This is a genomic window from Meiothermus sp. Pnk-1 (genome assembly GCF_003226535.1).
In the GTDB taxonomy this organism is placed as follows: domain Bacteria; phylum Deinococcota; class Deinococci; order Deinococcales; family Thermaceae; genus Allomeiothermus.
On sequence record NZ_QKOB01000012.1, the window covers coordinates 13,805 to 28,326 of the forward strand.

The following is a 14,522-nucleotide window of genomic DNA, read 5'->3' on the forward strand; positions in this document are numbered from 1 at the left end:
TTTTATGCCGCACGTTGCGCGCTTTAGAAGAGAGAGGTTTTGCCTCCAGGGTTTGTCCCGGCCTCGAGCATCGTTCAGACGGCACGAGATCGGCTCAAGGAATCATCGCTCCGCGCTTCATGGTGAGTTCACCTCCCCTCGCCATACTGCCCCCGTGACCGAGAGGTCACGGAAAGCGAGGTACGCGTGAGACAGTTCGCACGGTCAGCCCTGGTGGCCTTGGCGATGGTGGGCGGCTCGTTCATGGCCTTCGCCGCTTCGGGGAACACCGCTGGGGCGAGTAAAGCCACCATGTCCATGAAGATTGCTCCCGTGCATATCAACACCGCCACCCTGGCCCAGCTCGAGACGCTGCCGGGCATTGGCCCTAAGCTGGCCCGGGAGATCCTCAAGCACCGCCCTTACAAGAACGCCCAGGAACTCCAGCGCAAGGTAAAGGGCATCGGTCCCGCCACCTGGAAGAAGATCGCGCCGTACGTGCTGTTCAACTGAGGGCGCGGGTGGCTGGATTTATGTCTTACGTCGTACGCTAGGCGCGGTGGATCATCGAAGAACAGGCCATCTTGTATAAGCATCCCTCAACCTTTAGCGAAAGGAACTGATCTACTCCACATGGAAGACGCTGGCAGTTACAACCCCAAGCCAAGTCCCCCTGGGGGTAGCGCTTTACCCTGAATGGCCGCTGGGCCAGCCTCCTTGGGGACCTAGTCGAATCCAAGGAGGTTTTTTCGTGCTCGACATCCTGCTTGCTGACCGTTTCTCCCCTTATACCCTAACCTCGCCCAAGAAACCGCGGTCTTTGGGGGTGCGCCCATGAGGCAGGTGTTCCCCTCCCCTGAGGCCCTGCGGCCCCGCGCGCCCTTCTCCCGCTGGGACCTGGTGGTGATCCCCGGGGTTTTGGCCCTGCTCGCGCTGTTCACCCTGGCCTTGCAAGGGGCCACCCAACCCTTTGGCCCCGCCTCGCCCAACCTCACGGTGAGCCTGGACCCGGCCCACCTGCCCTACTACGGGCTGCGTACCCTGCTAAGGATGCTGGCGGCGCTGCTGCTGTCGCTTGTGTTCACCGTCGTTTACGCCACCGTAGCCGCTAAGGTGCCGCGTACGGAGCGGGTGCTCATTCCCATCCTGGACTTTTTGCAGTCGCTACCCATCTTGGGCTTTCTCACCGCGACCACCTCGATCTTTTTGGGGTTGTTTCGGGGGAATCTGTTTGGCCTCGAGGCGGCCAGCATCTTTGCCATCTTCACCTCCCAGGTCTGGAACATGACCTTCAGCTTCTACGCTTCGCTGCGCACGGTGCCCAAAGAGCTGCAAGAGGCCGCCGCCATGCTCCGGCTCTCCCCCTGGCAGCGCTTCTGGAAGTTGGAGGTGCCTTTCGCCCTGCCGCACCTGGTCTGGAACGCCATGATGTCGGTCTCGGGGGGCTGGTTCTTCGTGGTGGCCTCCGAGGCCATCAACGTGGTGGGGCGCGACCAGGCGCAGTACCTGCCGGGGGTGGGATCGTACATCGCCCTGGCCATCCAACAGGCCAACACCCAGGCCATGCTCTACGCCGGGGTCACCCTGTTCCTGCTGGTGCTGCTCTACGACCAGCTATTTTTTCGCCCCATCGTGGCCTGGGCCGAGCGGTTCAAGTTCGAGCAATCCGAATCCAGCGATACGGCCCAGTCTTGGGTGCTGACCCTGCTCAAGCGCGCCCGCCTCTCCCAGCGCATCGCCCGGCTACCCCAGCCCCTATGGGAGTGGTTGTGGCGCAAAAGCGCCCGCAAGGGACGGCCGGGTGAAGCCCTCGAGCCCCCGCCCCGGCGGCAAGGCCAAGCCCGCCTGGCCGACCTCGGCTTCAACCTGGGGGTAGCCCTGGGCTCGTTGGGGTTGCTGGGGGTGCTGCTGGGGTACCTATTTGGCCCCGGCCTGGGCTTCCAGGGGGGGCGCCCGCTCCAACCCAACCCCAACCTCAACCTCGAGTTATCCCCCGAGATCGCCCAACGCTTTGCGGCCGTAGGGATCCGCCCCGGCGCCGACGGGACGGTTTGGCTTTCCCAGGTGTGTGCCGCCACCCAGGGGGGAAAGCAGCTCGATAGCCGCCTGAAGGCTTTGCTGCACGAGCCCGGAGTGCGGGCTCCAGCGGACCTGGCGGATTCTTGCCGACGTCCGCTGGCCCCGGCAGGCAAGGTCTCCTGGCCGGAGGTGCCCGAGGTGTTGAAATACGGCCTTTTCACCGCGCTACGGGTCACTTTCTTTGTGCTATTGGTCACGCTGGTCTGGCTGCCGGTGGGGGTGTACATCGGCCTGCGGCCCCGCCTCACCCAGTGGGCCCAGCCCCTGGCCCAGTTCGGCGCGGCCTTCCCGGCCAACCTGCTATTTCCCCTTTTTGTCGTGACCATCGCGCACCTCAGGCTCAACCCGGAGATCTGGGTCTCGCCGCTGATGGTGCTGGGCGGCCAGTGGTACATCCTCTTCAACGTGATCGCGGGTACCGTGGCCATCCCCAACGACCTCAAGGAAGCCGCCCGCATGTACGGCCTGCGGGGTTGGGGCCTCTGGCGGCGGCTCCTCCTCCCGGCGATCTTCCCTGCGTTCGTGACCGGAGGCATCACCGCCACCGGCGGGAGCTGGAACGCCAGCATCGTGGCCGAGGTGGTGCGCTGGGGCCAAACCACCCTGGTGGCCACCGGCCTGGGGGCCTATATCGCCCGCTGGAGCACCGGCGAGTTCAACCCCCACGTGGGGCTAGGGATGCTGGTGATGGGCCTGCTGGTGCTGGCCTACAACCGGCTCATCTGGCGGCGGCTGTACCAGCTGGCCGAGGAGCGTTACCGCCTGGACTGAATATTTGGAGGTCTACCCCATGGTGCAGACAACCCGCGATACCCTGCTCCAAGCCACCCACCTCACCAAGCGCTTCACCACCCCCGAGGGCAAACCCTTTACCGTCCTGGAGGGAGTCGAGCTCGAGCTGAAGGAGGGCGAGATCGTGGCCCTCCTGGGCCGCAGCGGCTCGGGGAAGAGCACCCTCTTGCGCTGCCTGAGCGGGCTTTTGCGGCCCTCCGAGGGCGAGGTGCGCTACCGCGGCCAGGCCGTGCGCGGCCCCATGCCGGGCATGGCCATGGTCTTCCAGAGCTTCGCCCTGTTTCCCTGGCTCACCGTGCAGCAAAACGTGGAGCTGGGCCTGGAGGCGATGGGCATTCCCGCCCCCGAGCGCCGCCGCCGGGCCCTGGAGGCCATCGACCTGATCGGGCTGGACGGTTTCGAGAAGGCATTCCCCAAAGAGCTTTCCGGGGGGATGCGCCAACGGGTGGGGTTTGCCCGGGCGCTGGTCACGGAGCCCGAAGTGCTCTTTATGGACGAACCCTTTAGCGCCTTGGATGTGCTCACCGCCGAGACTTTGCGCAGCGAGCTTTTGAAGCTGTGGGGAAGTGGGCGCATCCCCATTCAGAGCCTCCTGCTGGTGACCCACAACATCGAAGAGGCGGTGTTGCTGGCCGACCGCATCCTGGTGCTCTCGGCCAACCCCGGCCGCATCCGGGCCGAGGTGGCGGTGAGGCTCCCGCACCCGCGGGAGCGCGAGGACCCGGCGTTTCAGGAGCTGGTCGAGGAGGTCTACCGCATCCTGACCACCCGCCCCACCCCCGAGCGGGCCACCCCCGAACCCCTCACGCTGGGCCACCGCCTGCCCAAAGCCCCGGTGGGGGCCCTGACCGGGCTCTTGGAGCGGGTGGCCGAAGGCCCCGACTACGGCAAGGAGGACCTGCCCCGCCTGGCCGAGGAGATGCGCCTCGAGGTGGACGACCTCTTCCCCCTGCTGGACGCCGCCGAACTCCTGGGCCTGGCGGTCTTGCAGGAAGGCGACGTCCGCCTGACCCCGGAGGGTCAGCGCTTCGCGCAGGCCGATCTGGAGGAGCGCAAGAAGATCTTTGCCGAGCGTCTTCTGCTCCAGGTGCCCCTGGTGGGGCACATTCACCGGGTGTTGCAGACACGCCCCACCGGGCAGGCTCCCGAGGAGCGCTTCTTGAGGGAACTGGAGGATTACATGTCCACCGAGGACGCCGAGGCAGTGCTGGCCACGGCCATCGACTGGGGGCGCTACGCGGAGCTTTTTGAGTACGACTACAACCGGGGGGTGTTGCTGCGGGAGGCTGCAATCGGTCGCCACCTCTGAGGTTCTTACGGGAGCTAACCCTCTCGCCGGGCTTAGCGCGATCTGCTCTCGGAGCCTTTGGCGAAGGCCCGCTGCGCGGCCGCCTAGCTTGGGGCTTTGTCGGGTAGTACGAAAAGAGCGATCCCCTTCGCCAAAGGTCGGCAAACTCCAAGGGGCCTGCTGCGCAAAGCCGCCTTATCAGTCATGAACCCTGCACCACCCCGATGGGGAAAGGGGCTTGGGCTGCCAGGCTGGCCGTGCCCCAGCGATGCGGGAGAAGCGGGTGGAGAGGTCGATGGACGAGCAGGGCTTGAGCTCCTGGTGTACAGCGGTGGGCGGCTCGAGCCCGGCCCCGCGGGCGATCTATACGTGCGGGTCTGCGGATCGGCGTGTTGGCTTGGGGCCCGAAGCGCGGTGTGGCGCGCCTGCCGATGGCGAGCTTTTGGATTTGTGACGGTACTAGACGGGATTGGTCGTGAGCTGGGTATAGATCGCCTTAACCTCATCCCCTAGGGCTCGAGCCACCGGGCGCTTAAGCGCTCCTTCCCGATGGATCAAGTAAACCGTGCGGCCCATCCTGGGCTGTAGTGGGCGAAGGTGGCTCCGCTTGGACTGTGGCAGGGTCCACAAGGCCACCTCGGGCAGCAGGGTTATCCCCCCCATCTCCTCGACCAGGTGCATCAGGGTTTCTAGGTCCCCACTCTGAAACTCCACCTGGCGCCGGGTTACCCCGGGACGGCAGAGCGAGAGCACTTGCTGGCGGAAACAGTGTCCCTCTGCGAGAATCCAGGTGTCCTCCAGGGGAATTTCTAAAGGGTGCAAGGTGGGGCTGGAGTAGAGCGGGTGGTTGCAGGAGACATAGGCTATGAATGGCTCCTCGAACAGGGGAGCGCCCTCGAGACCAGGCAGTTTCTCTGCGGTGCCGATCAAGCCAGCGTCGAGCCGGCCCTCCAGCAAGTCCCGCAGGATGTCGGGGGTGAGTTCTTCCCGCACCGAAAGCTCCAGCTGGGGCCACTGCTGGATGATTCGCGGTAACAAGCGAGGCAGGAGGTAGGGAGCCAACGTTGGAATGACCCCTACCCGAAAAGGGCCCTGAAACAGTTGGGCTTCTCCGTTGACCCCAAGCTTGATTTTTTCCACCTCCTCCAGGACCCGCCGGGCTTGTGCCACTACCGCGCGCCCCGCCTCAGTAGGTTCTAGGGGCCGCTTGTTGCGATCAAAAAGGCGTGTTTTGAGTTCCTCCTCGAGCCTGCGAATTTGCACACTCAACGCCGGCTGGGTCAAAAACAGCCTCTCCGCCGCTTGCGTAAAATTGCCCTCCTCAGCCAGTACGACCAGGTAACGCAGCTGCTCCAAGGTCATAAATTTATTTTATTATAATGCGCCCACAATCTATTGGATTTATGCGCGTTCGCCCGCTAGGGTGAGAGCTGTCCGGCTAAGCCGGACAGGAGGTGCAGGATGTTTTTGAGGATAGACCGTCTGCAAATCGAGCTACCCATGCCCAAAGATCAAGACCCCAACGCTGCTGCCGCCGTACAGGCCCTTCTGGGAGGGCGCTTTGGGGAGATGTCTACCTTGATGAACTACATGTACCAGTCCTTCAACTTCCGGGGGAAGACGGCCCTCAAACCCTACTACGACCTCATCGCTAACATCGCCACCGAGGAACTCGGGCACATCGAACTGGTTTCAGCCACGGTGAACAGCCTGCTGGCCAAGAACCCCGGCCAGGCTCAAGAGAACCCCGTAGACCCGGCCGGCGCGCCCCTGGGCTTTGCTAAAGATGCCCGCAATGCCGCCCACTTCATAGCTGGTGGGGCCAATACCCTGGTGATGGGGGCGATGGGTGAACCTTGGAATGGAGAGTACGTCTTCACCAGCGGGAACCTGATCCTGGACCTGCTGCACAACTTTTTCTTGGAGGTGGCCGCCCGCACCCATAAGCTTCGGGTCTACGAAATGACCCAAAACCCGGTAGCCCGCGAGATGATCGGCTATCTGCTGGTGCGCGGCGGGGTGCATGCGGCCGCTTACGGCAAGGCCCTAGAAAGCCTCACCGGGGTGGAGATGACCAAGCTGCTCCCTATTCCCCGCATCGATAACAGCAAGATCCCCGAAGCCAAGAAATATATGGACTTGGGCTTCCACCGCAACCTCTACCGCTTCAGCCCCTCCGATTACCAGGACTTGGGCCTTATTTGGAACGGGGCTTCGCCAGAGGACGGAAGCCCCGTGGTGGTGGTGGATGGGCCTCCTCAGGGCGGCTCAGTCTTCGACGCCGGCCATGACTCGGCGGAGTTCGCTCCGGAGTTTCAGGTGGAAGATCTCTTCGAGATCGCCAAGAAACTCTACGAGAAGGCTAAATAATCCACCCTCGCTCCGCTCGGCGAAACTACGCCACGCCAGGTGGACCCAAGGCCGCCCGCGCCCCGGCTGGCCCCTGGGGCGCGCACCCCCGCTGCTTCATCCCTACTTCAGCAGGGAGGCTTAGCCTTCTGGGTATGCCCAAGGCTCGCTTCAGCGACCGCCACAGGGCTCGCTTCAGCGACCGCCACGTGGCCCGGTTTTGGATCCTGGGAGTCTTGTTAGGCATCGCCGCAGCTCAGGCCACACCCCCCCTTCTTCCCGACGCCGCCAAGACCCCAGGAGACGTACTCACCACCGACGCCTCCCTGGTTTGCCAGAAAGGGTACAGCGCATCGGTAAGGAATGTCCCTCCTGCGCTAAAGCAGCAGGTCTTTGCCCTGTACGGCCTCACCAAGGCACCGGGCCAGGACTGGGAGGTCGACCATCTGATCTCCCTCGAGCTTGGCGGCTCCAACTCAGTGAGAAATCTCTGGCCTCAAGCGGGGTTCATCACCCCCTGGAACTACCACGTCAAAGATCGACTGGAAAACGCCCTGCACTACCTGGTGTGCCGCGGGGAACTGCCCCTCTCGGTGGCCCAGCACGCCATCGCTAAAAACTGGATCGAAGCCTTTAAGGCCGTCTGCGGTGACGCTGCCGAGGGCTGTGCGGCCTTCCGCTTCGGCGCACGCTATCCAGAAGCGTTCCATCTAACTCCGGAAGCCAAGCAAAGGCTCTTTGCCCTGGGCCAAGATGCCCCACCGCCCCCCGCGTATACCCCGCAAAGCGCCCGCCCAAACCCGGACGGCTCCTGCCCGGCGGAAGCGCCCATCAAAGGCTCCAAGGCCCGCGTCTACCACCCCCCAAGCGACCCCTATTACGCCGCTACCCGCGCGGTAGCCTGCTTCCCGAGCGAAGAGGCGGCGCGCAGTGCTGGGTACCGCCCGAGCCGCGGGAGGTGAGGCGTATTTTCGCCGAGCGTAGCGAGGCGCTTGTTTCGGCGCAAGCCGTGGGGTGGCTATGAAAATACGCATCGCAGGAACAGAGGTGGAGTACAGCGCTTTCGGCGAGGGCCTCGAGGCCCTTTCGGATCCCCCCACACCCCAAGAAGAGACCGCTCTGGCAGCTCTTTTCGCGGCGATCACCGCCCAGGGGCTCACCCCGCAGAGGGTGGAGAGCTACCGCAGCCTGGGGATGGGCCAGAAGGGCCGCTTTTTGCTGCGCTCCACCGACCCGGCCGGCCACCCCAAGGAGCACTACGGGCGCCTGGTGAAGGGAAAGGCCCTCCTGGAGGGCTAACTTGCCGTACACCCTACCGCCTGCAAATGCTCAGTTGGGAAAGCAAACGGTGGTGTCGGTCAGCACCCGGTCGGCCTGTAAGAGTCCGTAGCCGGTCTGGGCATCGTAGGCGCCGCCATTGCTGGCCGTTTGGGTGAGGCAGCGCCGGGTCTGATCGGGGGTGGGTCCCTGGCCGTAGCGGGCGGCGAACTTGGCCACATATAAAGCCGCCACCCCGCTCACCTGAGGGGCGGCAAAGGACGTACCGGCCCAGGCGGCGTAGTTGCCCAGGCTTTGGTAGTAGGGGTAATTTTGACCGATGGCCAGCGAGTAGAGGAGTTGCTGGGGGCTCTTGTTCCCCGCCGCGGCGAGCACCAGGTACTTGGGCTGGGAGGAGTAGTTGGAGAAGTCGGCGCGCCCCCCATCCAGCCGGGCCGCACCCGCCGCTAATACGCCCGGGTAGGCCGCCGGGTAGTCGAGGCCATCCGCGCCGTCGTTTCCCGAAGCCGCTACCGGCAGGGCCCCCTTGGATAGGGCGTAGTCTAGGGCTTGCTGGACGGCCGGGTCCAGCGGTGTGGGGCTGCCCAGGCTCAGGTTGATGACCGCGGCCTTCTGGTCGGCGGCGTAGCGGATGGCGTTGGCCAGCACATCGGAGGAAACGCTATAGCTAGTGCCCACCCAGTAGAAGACCTTGATCGGGAGTACCCTCGCGTAGTTGAGGCCCACTCCGGGTATCCCCCGCCCGTTGTTCGCCGCCGCCGCGACCAGGCCCGCCACCCCCTCACCGTGGTCGGCCTCCCCTTGCAGATAGCTGCTGCCCTGGGGAGGTGGGGCGGGGCTCAGGTCATCTGGGCCCAACCCGTCCGGGGTCAGGTTTTTCCCGGCGAGGAGGTTGGCCTGTAGGTCGGGGTGAGCCGGGTTGAAGGCCGTGTCCAGCACCGCCACTACCGGTGTGCAGCGCGGCGTGCCCACGCTGTCCCAGGCGGACTCCAGGTGAATTTCTTGGTAAAACGGCCGCAGGCGGTACGGATCCGCGAGGCTGGCCGGGTAGAGCGGATCGTTGGGCTGGTAAAGGGGGAAGTAGAGGTAGTTAGGCTGCACCCAGCGGGCACCCGCCGTTCGCAAGGCCTCCGCCTTGGCCCACTCCTGGCCCACCGGCACGCGCAGGCGAAGGAAGCCTTCCGCCAGGCGATCCTGGAGCTGGATTCCCCCCACCCGGGCGGCGAGGGTCTGGGGGGCGATGCCTCCGGATAGGGCCAGGAGTTCGCCCGGCACATGGGGGGCGAGAAAGTCCCCCAGGCCCTGGGGAAGCGCGAGCGGGCGGGCCTGGGTCGAGGGGCTGGGCACGCAGGGGGCGAAGCCTGAGGGGGTGGGCGCAGGAGCCACCGAGCTGCAAGCGGAGAGCGCCAACCCCAGCAGGAGCGCCCACCCCCCAACGAGCAGGTGGGCCAGGGTTGGCGACCGCGAACCCTTGGCTTGCCGGTGCAACGGCTGCATGACGCTCTAGGGTTTGGCCTTGTCTTGCTCGGTGGCTGCGGGTTTGGGCGGTTCCGGCGCCGCGGGTTTGTCCTCGTCTAAGAGCCCCTCAGCGCCCTTCTTGAACTCCCGAATGCTCTGACCCAGCCCCCGGGCGAGCCCAGGGAGCTGCTTGGGCCCGAGCAGCAGCAGGGCGATCAAAAGGACCACTACCAGATCTTGACCGGCCAGCATAGTATCCCCCTCGTAACAGGATCAGCCTGCGTTTGGCGTACGACGTAGGTACGGGAAATCGAGTTACCCATGCACCAAGTTTCCATCTGGCCGTGAAATGTAGATGAAAGAGGCGGGGGGTTTGTCCCTAGCGCCGAAGGAGAAGGTGCAGCGCCACGCCGATGAGCAGCAGGGCCAGCCCCACCCGGAGGGCCCCTTCGGGGAGCTGCCAGGCCAGCCTGGCTCCGAAAAAGGTTCCTAGAAGGAGCCCCAGGGCTACCAAAGCGGCTACCGGCCAGCGTACCGCCCCTTCCCGGGCATAGGCCAGCACCCCCAGGATTCCCACCGGCAAGAGGAGGGCAGCCAGCGAGGTCCCGGTGGCCGTGCGCTGGTCCAGGCCCAAGAGGAGGATGAGGGCGGGTACCACAATGACCCCGCCCCCGATTCCGAAGAGCCCCGAGAGCAATCCGGCGGAGAGGCCGATCAGAGCGGAGAGGAGGAGATGCACCTTATTTCAAGCCCAGCGCCTTGCGGGCCTCGAGGACCTGGGCCGCGGTCAGCTTCTGGGCCCGCCCCGCCCCCACCTCCTCAGGGGTAAAGGGCTTCTGCCCCTCGGGGAACTTGTTGCCCCAGGCGGTGCTGATGTAGTTCAGGATGGCCGCGATCTCGCCGTCCTTGAGCTGGCTCCAGGCGGGCATGGCCCCGCCGGCGTATTTGCTCCCTTTGACCTCAATGGGGCCCTGAAGGCCATACAGCATCACGCGAACGAGGTACTCCCGGCCCCCTTTGGCCTCCAGGATCTGGGGCACATGGCCCGCCAGGGGAGGGAAGACGCCGGGGATGCCCTGGCCAGTGGCCTGGTGGCACCCTGAGCAAGCGCTGTACAGTTTCGCTCCATCAAATTCTTGGGCAGCGGCCAGGCCACCCAGCAGCAGAAAGGAGAGGAGGAACGGTTTCATCTTCATTTGCGGGTCTCCGGGGTGTAGTGGGCTTGGAGATAGGCGGTGATGGCCTTGGCGGTGTCCTCGGGGATCTGAGCCCCGTAGGTGTTGATCATCTTGGTGACCTCGGCTTGCCACGTGGCCGCGGGCAGCGGGGGCTGCATGGTGATGTAGGTGGTGCTGTGGCAGACCTGGCAATAGCCCTGCACCAGCTCCTTTCCGGGGCCATCGGCCAGCTCCGGGGTGTAGAGGGGGTAGGCCCCCACGCGGTACACCGAGCCCTCGCCCGCGGGGGCGGGGAGGGGCTGGATGATCTGGCCCAGGGAGCCTGGGGTGTAGCTGCCGGCCTCCACCAGGCCCATGTTCTCCTCGCTTTGGGCCAGGGCCAAAAGGCCGAAAAGGGCTAAAGCGAAATACGCTTTGCGCATGGAAGCCTCCTAACCGATCACCACGACCTCTTGGCGCTCGATCTTGTTCCAGAGATATCCCCCGGGGTTCCAGATGGCTTGGTCGGGTTGCACGTTGCCCTTCTCGTCGGTGGCCCGCACCGCCAGGGTGTAGCGCCCCGGGGCCTTGGGGGTCCAGGAGTAGGTGAAGGTGCGGAAGGCGTAGGGGCCCAGATACTCTCCCAAGGCGGCCACGCCCCAGCTTTGCCCGCCGTCGGCGGAGACCTCTACCCGCACCACCCGGCCGCTCCCGCTAAAGGCCACCCCGCGCACTGCCACCGGCATCCCCTTGACCAGCGGGGCGGAGCCGTCCGGATCCACGATGAACGAGCGCACCGGCATTTGGAAGTGGCCGATGGGCACGGTCTTGACCTTGCCCGCGGCGGCATCTTCGGGGGTGGTGGAGCCGTTGGGGGTATCGGGGACGCGGTAGGCGGAGGCCATCCAGAAGTTCTTGTCCTCCTCGGTGAGGGCCCGGATCCAGGTGACGTGCTTGAGCCAGTAGGTGGCGAACTTGCCGGGGACCACCAGCCGCAAGGGAAAGCCGTTGAGCATGGGCAGCGGCTCGTCGTTCATGGCGTAGGCCAGAAGGCACTCCTCCAGCACCGGGTCGTTCAGGTCGAGGGACTTTATGAAGCGGCTCGAGCCCTTGCCCTCCGGGCCGTGCCCCCGGTCCAACCCCTCAAACTGGATCTGCAGCGTGCCCGGCTTGGGCTTGGCCATCTCCAGGAGGGTTTTCAGGGGAATCCCGGTCCACTTGGCGCACCCCATGGCCCCGTTGCCCCACTGGCCGCCGGGAACCCTGGGCTGGAAGCGGCTGCGGGAGTTGCCCGAGCACTGGTTCACCGCCACGATGCTCCTGGACTCCAGCTTGAGCAGGTCATCGAAGCCGAGGCTCTGCGGGCGCTCGAAGTTCCCTTCCAGGTTGAGCCGCCACTTGGCCAGGTCGATGGCGTTGGGGAGAATGTCCAGGTGGTAGCGCACGTAGAAGGCCGGGTTGGGGGTAAGGGCGGTGAGGAAATACGCCCGGGGGGTCTCGAGCTGCACGCCCCGGTCGGTCAGGCGCAGCAGGGGAAGCTTCTGCGGATAGACCACGTAGGGGTTGACCCCGTTCCAGTAGGGATTGGGCCCCGGACCTGTGAAGGAGGGCAGGGCCTCTTCAGCCTGGGGCGCGGTCTGCGCCCGCACCAGGCCGCTGGCCAGGGCACCCAAACCTGCGGCGAGCAGGCTGCGCCGTTTCAGGGAGCGCATGGAAAGGGTTTGCAACGGATCCACGACCACCTCCTCGACGTGCACTGTGTTCCTGTTCTACTTCAGGCAAGCGGATGGAGGAAGCGCACGGATAGCTATACCCCCCATAAGTAATCCTTATGACCCCACCTGGAGGCTAAGTGGTCTAGTAACAAGATTTGCCTACTGGGCGGTACCCCGCAGCTCGCGCTTGGCGTACGACGTATGACGTGGGACTCGAGTGCAGCCCAATACCCCAAAAATCAAACTGCCAGAGCACTAAGGGTTTAGGGGTAGCACCAAAGCACCCTTCGCCGCTGGCCGGGAAAACCATCGACTGCCCTGAAGCGGTGCCACGGGCGCGCTCGAGTTCGCCGGCAAGTGCGCCCCCTACTTACTTTCCCGCGCCTTTGGATGCCTCCACAAAGGCCCGGGCGGCGCGGGAAAGGAGGGCCTCGGGGGGGCGGAGGAGGGTGAACGGCCGTTCCAGACCGGGCAGATCCACCTCGGCCACCCCCAGCAGGCCCGCTTGCACTTCCGCCTCCACCACGTACCCTGAGAGGAAGGCCACCCCCAGGCCCAGCCGTACGGCTTGTTTTACCGCTTCGCTGCCCGGAAGCTCGAGCGCCGTTTTGAGCTCCAGCCCCCGTAGGGCCCGCTCGGCCACCTGGCGGGTTCCGCTGCCCTCCTCGCGCCAGACCACTTCCAAGCCGGCGAGCTCCCGCGGCCCCACCCGGCGTCCGGCCAGCGGATGGCCGGGTGGGGTGACCAAGAAGAGGCGGTCCTGGGCCAGCACCTCGGCCTCAAAGCCGGCGGGAAGCCGGGGCAGGTGCCCCTCCACCAGGCCGAGTTCGACCTCCCCCGCCTGCAACAGGCTCAGCACCTCCTGGCTGTTCCCCACCCTGAGCGCCACCTCCAGACCGGGGTGGACCTGGCGGAGGCGGGCCAGGGTTTTGGGCACGCAGTAGTGGGCGATGGTGGTGCTGGCGGCCAGCCGTAGCCGCCCGGTTTTTAGGCCCTCGAGGGCCTGCACGGCCTCCACCGCTCCCTCTAGGGCCCGTTTTAGGGCCAGGGCGTGGGGCAGCAGGGCCTCCCCCGCGGCGGTGAGCCGCACCCCTTGGGGGTGCCGGGTGAACAGTGGCTCCCCTACCCGTTCGGCCAGCTTGGCCATCTGGCTCGAGATGGCGGGCTGGGTGCGGTGAAGCTGGCGGGCGGCTCGGCTCAGGCTGCCCTGCTGGGCCACCACGGTGAAGGTGAGCAGGCTCTCGGGATCCAAGCGCATATAAACTTTATTTTGATAGATTATAAAAGACAAAAATTTGACTTATATTACTTTTCTCCCTAGCGTGGACTCCATGACGCGACCTGCCGCACTCAAGTTCTTTCCCGGTTTGACGCTGGTCCTTCCCCCGGTGATCCTGGCCTTCACCCTGGCCAATCTGCCCGGCCTCAAGGCGGTAGGCCCGTTGGGCTTGGCCTTGCTGGTGAGCCTCACGCTCCGCCTGGCGTACACCCCTCCCGCGGCGGTGCGGCCGGGCCTGGAGTTTGCCGCCAAGAGCCTGCTGCGGCTGGGGGTGGTGCTGCTGGGGGTGCGCCTCAACCTGGGCCTGCTCTTCCAGGCGGGGCCTTTGATCTTGCTGCTGGACCTCGGGGTGATCGCCCTGGCCCTGCTGCTGGTCAACGCGGTGGGTAAGGCCATGGGGATGCCCCGTGGCCTCCGCCTCTCCCTGGCCTTGGGCACCGGGATCTGCGGGGCTTCGGCTATCGCGGCCGGGGCCTCGGTGGTGCGGGCCAAGGAGGAGCACGTCTCGCTGGCTGTCGCGGTGGTGAGCCTGATGGGCACCCTGGGGGCGCTCGGCCTGACCTTGGTTGCCCCCTGGTTTCACTCCCAGGCAGCCTTGGGGCTGCTGGCCGGGGCCACCCTGCACGAGGTGGCCCAGGTGCTGGCGGTAGGGGCAGCCCTAGGGCCCAGCGCCCTGGATCTGGCCACCCTGGCCAAGCTCACCCGGGTGGCCCTCCTGGCCCCTACGCTCCTCCTGCTGGGGGTGATCCTGGCCCGGCGGGAGCCCTCGGGGGTGGTTCAGCGGGGCCACCGGCCCCCCCTTCTGCCCCCCTTCCTCCTGGGGTTCCTCGCCCTGGGGGGCGTGGCCAGCCTGGGGCTGATCCCTCCGGAATTGAAGAGCGGCCTCCAGACCGCAAGCCAGGTGCTCACCGCCTTTTCCATGGCGGCCATCGGCCTGGGGGTGGATCTGAAGAGCCTTAGGGGCCACGGCCTCCCGGCGGCCTGGGTGGGCCTGGTGGGGTTTGCCTTCTTGCTCTTGGCGGCTGGCCTGGCCCTGCGGCTGGGCCACCCCTAGATATGCTGGCCTCACGACTTCATAGCAAAGGACGCCTCCTGTAGGGGTAACCACAAAAATGCAATGCCCTCGGGGCTTCTTATGGCGGGCATGG

Annotated in this window: 15 protein-coding genes; 7 read left to right on the plus strand and 8 right to left on the minus strand. The window is 65.6% G+C overall.

All coding sequences use genetic code 11. The annotated features are described in order from the left end of the window. The first annotated feature begins 186 nt into the window (after positions 1–186). From DNA98_RS13840 to DNA98_RS13850, 3 genes are all read left to right on the plus strand, one after another. Positions 187–492, plus strand: coding sequence for a helix-hairpin-helix domain-containing protein (locus DNA98_RS13840; protein ID WP_233493223.1), 306 nt, complete (start codon positions 187–189; stop codon positions 490–492). 321 nt (positions 493–813) lie between these two features. Further along, entirely contained in the window at positions 814–2,829 is a 2,016-nt protein-coding gene (locus tag DNA98_RS13845) for an ABC transporter permease subunit (RefSeq protein WP_110531725.1), read from the plus strand. 19 nt (positions 2,830–2,848) lie between these two features. Next, entirely contained in the window at positions 2,849–4,159 is a 1,311-nt protein-coding gene (locus DNA98_RS13850) for a nitrate/sulfonate/bicarbonate ABC transporter ATP-binding protein (RefSeq protein ID WP_199489395.1), read from the plus strand. A gap of 438 nt (positions 4,160–4,597) precedes the next feature. Here the strand turns inward: DNA98_RS13850 and DNA98_RS13855 are convergent, their stop codons facing one another. Beyond that, a complete protein-coding gene (locus DNA98_RS13855) occupies positions 4,598–5,500 on the minus strand; it encodes a LysR family transcriptional regulator (RefSeq protein ID WP_110531727.1) in 903 nt (300 codons plus the stop codon). Positions 5,501–5,599: 99 nt separating this feature from the next. Between DNA98_RS13855 and DNA98_RS13860 the strand changes: the two genes are divergently transcribed. The 3 genes from DNA98_RS13860 (at position 5,600) to DNA98_RS13870 (ending at position 7,786) form a co-directional block, all read left to right on the plus strand. Beyond that, the gene (locus DNA98_RS13860) at positions 5,600–6,508 is read left to right on the plus strand and encodes a manganese catalase family protein (protein ID WP_110531729.1); all 909 of its coding nucleotides are present in this window, start codon (positions 5,600–5,602) and stop codon (positions 6,506–6,508) included. 134 nt (positions 6,509–6,642) lie between these two features. Then, positions 6,643–7,449: a hypothetical protein gene (locus DNA98_RS13865; protein WP_174720030.1), complete on the plus strand. Its 807-nt coding sequence runs from the start codon at positions 6,643–6,645 to the stop codon at positions 7,447–7,449. Positions 7,450–7,507: 58 nt separating this feature from the next. Next, a complete protein-coding gene (locus tag DNA98_RS13870) occupies positions 7,508–7,786 on the plus strand; it encodes a hypothetical protein (RefSeq protein WP_110531731.1) in 279 nt (92 codons plus the stop codon). Between the two features lie 30 nt (positions 7,787–7,816). Here the strand turns inward: DNA98_RS13870 and DNA98_RS13875 are convergent, their stop codons facing one another. The 7 genes from DNA98_RS13875 to DNA98_RS13905 all read right to left on the minus strand — a co-directional run bounded on the left by DNA98_RS13875 (position 7,817) and on the right by DNA98_RS13905 (position 13,353). Further along, positions 7,817–9,262 carry a S8 family serine peptidase gene (locus tag DNA98_RS13875; RefSeq protein WP_110531733.1) on the minus strand — a complete coding sequence of 482 codons (1,446 nt, stop codon included), beginning with the start codon at positions 9,260–9,262 and terminating at the stop codon, positions 7,817–7,819. A gap of 6 nt (positions 9,263–9,268) precedes the next feature. Further along, positions 9,269–9,475, minus strand: coding sequence for a twin-arginine translocase TatA/TatE family subunit (locus tag DNA98_RS13880; protein ID WP_110531735.1), 207 nt, complete (start codon positions 9,473–9,475; stop codon positions 9,269–9,271). A 127-nt stretch (positions 9,476–9,602) separates the two neighbouring features. Next, positions 9,603–9,962: a sulfite exporter TauE/SafE family protein gene (locus DNA98_RS13885; protein ID WP_110531737.1), complete on the minus strand. Its 360-nt coding sequence runs from the start codon at positions 9,960–9,962 to the stop codon at positions 9,603–9,605. A 1-nt stretch (position 9,963) separates the two neighbouring features. After that, complete coding sequence (locus DNA98_RS13890; RefSeq protein ID WP_110531810.1) at positions 9,964–10,413, minus strand: cytochrome c; 450 nt, start codon at positions 10,411–10,413, stop codon at positions 9,964–9,966. 2 nt (positions 10,414–10,415) lie between these two features. Continuing rightward, complete coding sequence (locus tag DNA98_RS13895; protein ID WP_110531739.1) at positions 10,416–10,823, minus strand: sulfide dehydrogenase; 408 nt, start codon at positions 10,821–10,823, stop codon at positions 10,416–10,418. A gap of 9 nt (positions 10,824–10,832) precedes the next feature. Further along, positions 10,833–12,116 carry a molybdopterin-dependent oxidoreductase gene (locus tag DNA98_RS13900; RefSeq protein ID WP_233493224.1) on the minus strand — a complete coding sequence of 428 codons (1,284 nt, stop codon included), beginning with the start codon at positions 12,114–12,116 and terminating at the stop codon, positions 10,833–10,835. 349 nt (positions 12,117–12,465) lie between these two features. Then, positions 12,466–13,353: a LysR family transcriptional regulator gene (locus DNA98_RS13905; protein ID WP_110531741.1), complete on the minus strand. Its 888-nt coding sequence runs from the start codon at positions 13,351–13,353 to the stop codon at positions 12,466–12,468. A gap of 73 nt (positions 13,354–13,426) precedes the next feature. Between DNA98_RS13905 and DNA98_RS13910 the strand changes: the two genes are divergently transcribed. Next, complete coding sequence (locus DNA98_RS13910; RefSeq protein ID WP_110531743.1) at positions 13,427–14,428, plus strand: YeiH family protein; 1,002 nt, start codon at positions 13,427–13,429, stop codon at positions 14,426–14,428. The last annotated feature ends 94 nt before the right edge of the window (positions 14,429–14,522 follow it).

Coding starts and splice junctions, on each gene's coding strand:
- DNA98_RS13845 (WP_110531725.1), top strand. CDS start 814: ATGAGGCAGGTGTTCCCCTCCCCTGAGGCCCTGCGGCCCCGCGCGCCC.
- DNA98_RS13860 (WP_110531729.1), top strand. CDS start 5,600: ATGTTTTTGAGGATAGACCGTCTGCAAATCGAGCTACCCATGCCCAAA.
- DNA98_RS13855 (WP_110531727.1), bottom strand. CDS start 5,500: ATGACCTTGGAGCAGCTGCGTTACCTGGTCGTACTGGCTGAGGAGGGC.
- DNA98_RS13905 (WP_110531741.1), bottom strand. CDS start 13,353: ATGCGCTTGGATCCCGAGAGCCTGCTCACCTTCACCGTGGTGGCCCAG.
- DNA98_RS13890 (WP_110531810.1), bottom strand. CDS start 10,413: ATGAAACCGTTCCTCCTCTCCTTTCTGCTGCTGGGTGGCCTGGCCGCT.
- DNA98_RS13850 (WP_199489395.1), top strand. CDS start 2,849: ATGGTGCAGACAACCCGCGATACCCTGCTCCAAGCCACCCACCTCACC.
- DNA98_RS13870 (WP_110531731.1), top strand. CDS start 7,508: ATGAAAATACGCATCGCAGGAACAGAGGTGGAGTACAGCGCTTTCGGC.
- DNA98_RS13865 (WP_174720030.1), top strand. CDS start 6,643: ATGCCCAAGGCTCGCTTCAGCGACCGCCACAGGGCTCGCTTCAGCGAC.
- DNA98_RS13875 (WP_110531733.1), bottom strand. CDS start 9,262: ATGCAGCCGTTGCACCGGCAAGCCAAGGGTTCGCGGTCGCCAACCCTG.
- DNA98_RS13910 (WP_110531743.1), top strand. CDS start 13,427: ATGACGCGACCTGCCGCACTCAAGTTCTTTCCCGGTTTGACGCTGGTC.
- DNA98_RS13895 (WP_110531739.1), bottom strand. CDS start 10,823: ATGCGCAAAGCGTATTTCGCTTTAGCCCTTTTCGGCCTTTTGGCCCTG.
- DNA98_RS13880 (WP_110531735.1), bottom strand. CDS start 9,475: ATGCTGGCCGGTCAAGATCTGGTAGTGGTCCTTTTGATCGCCCTGCTG.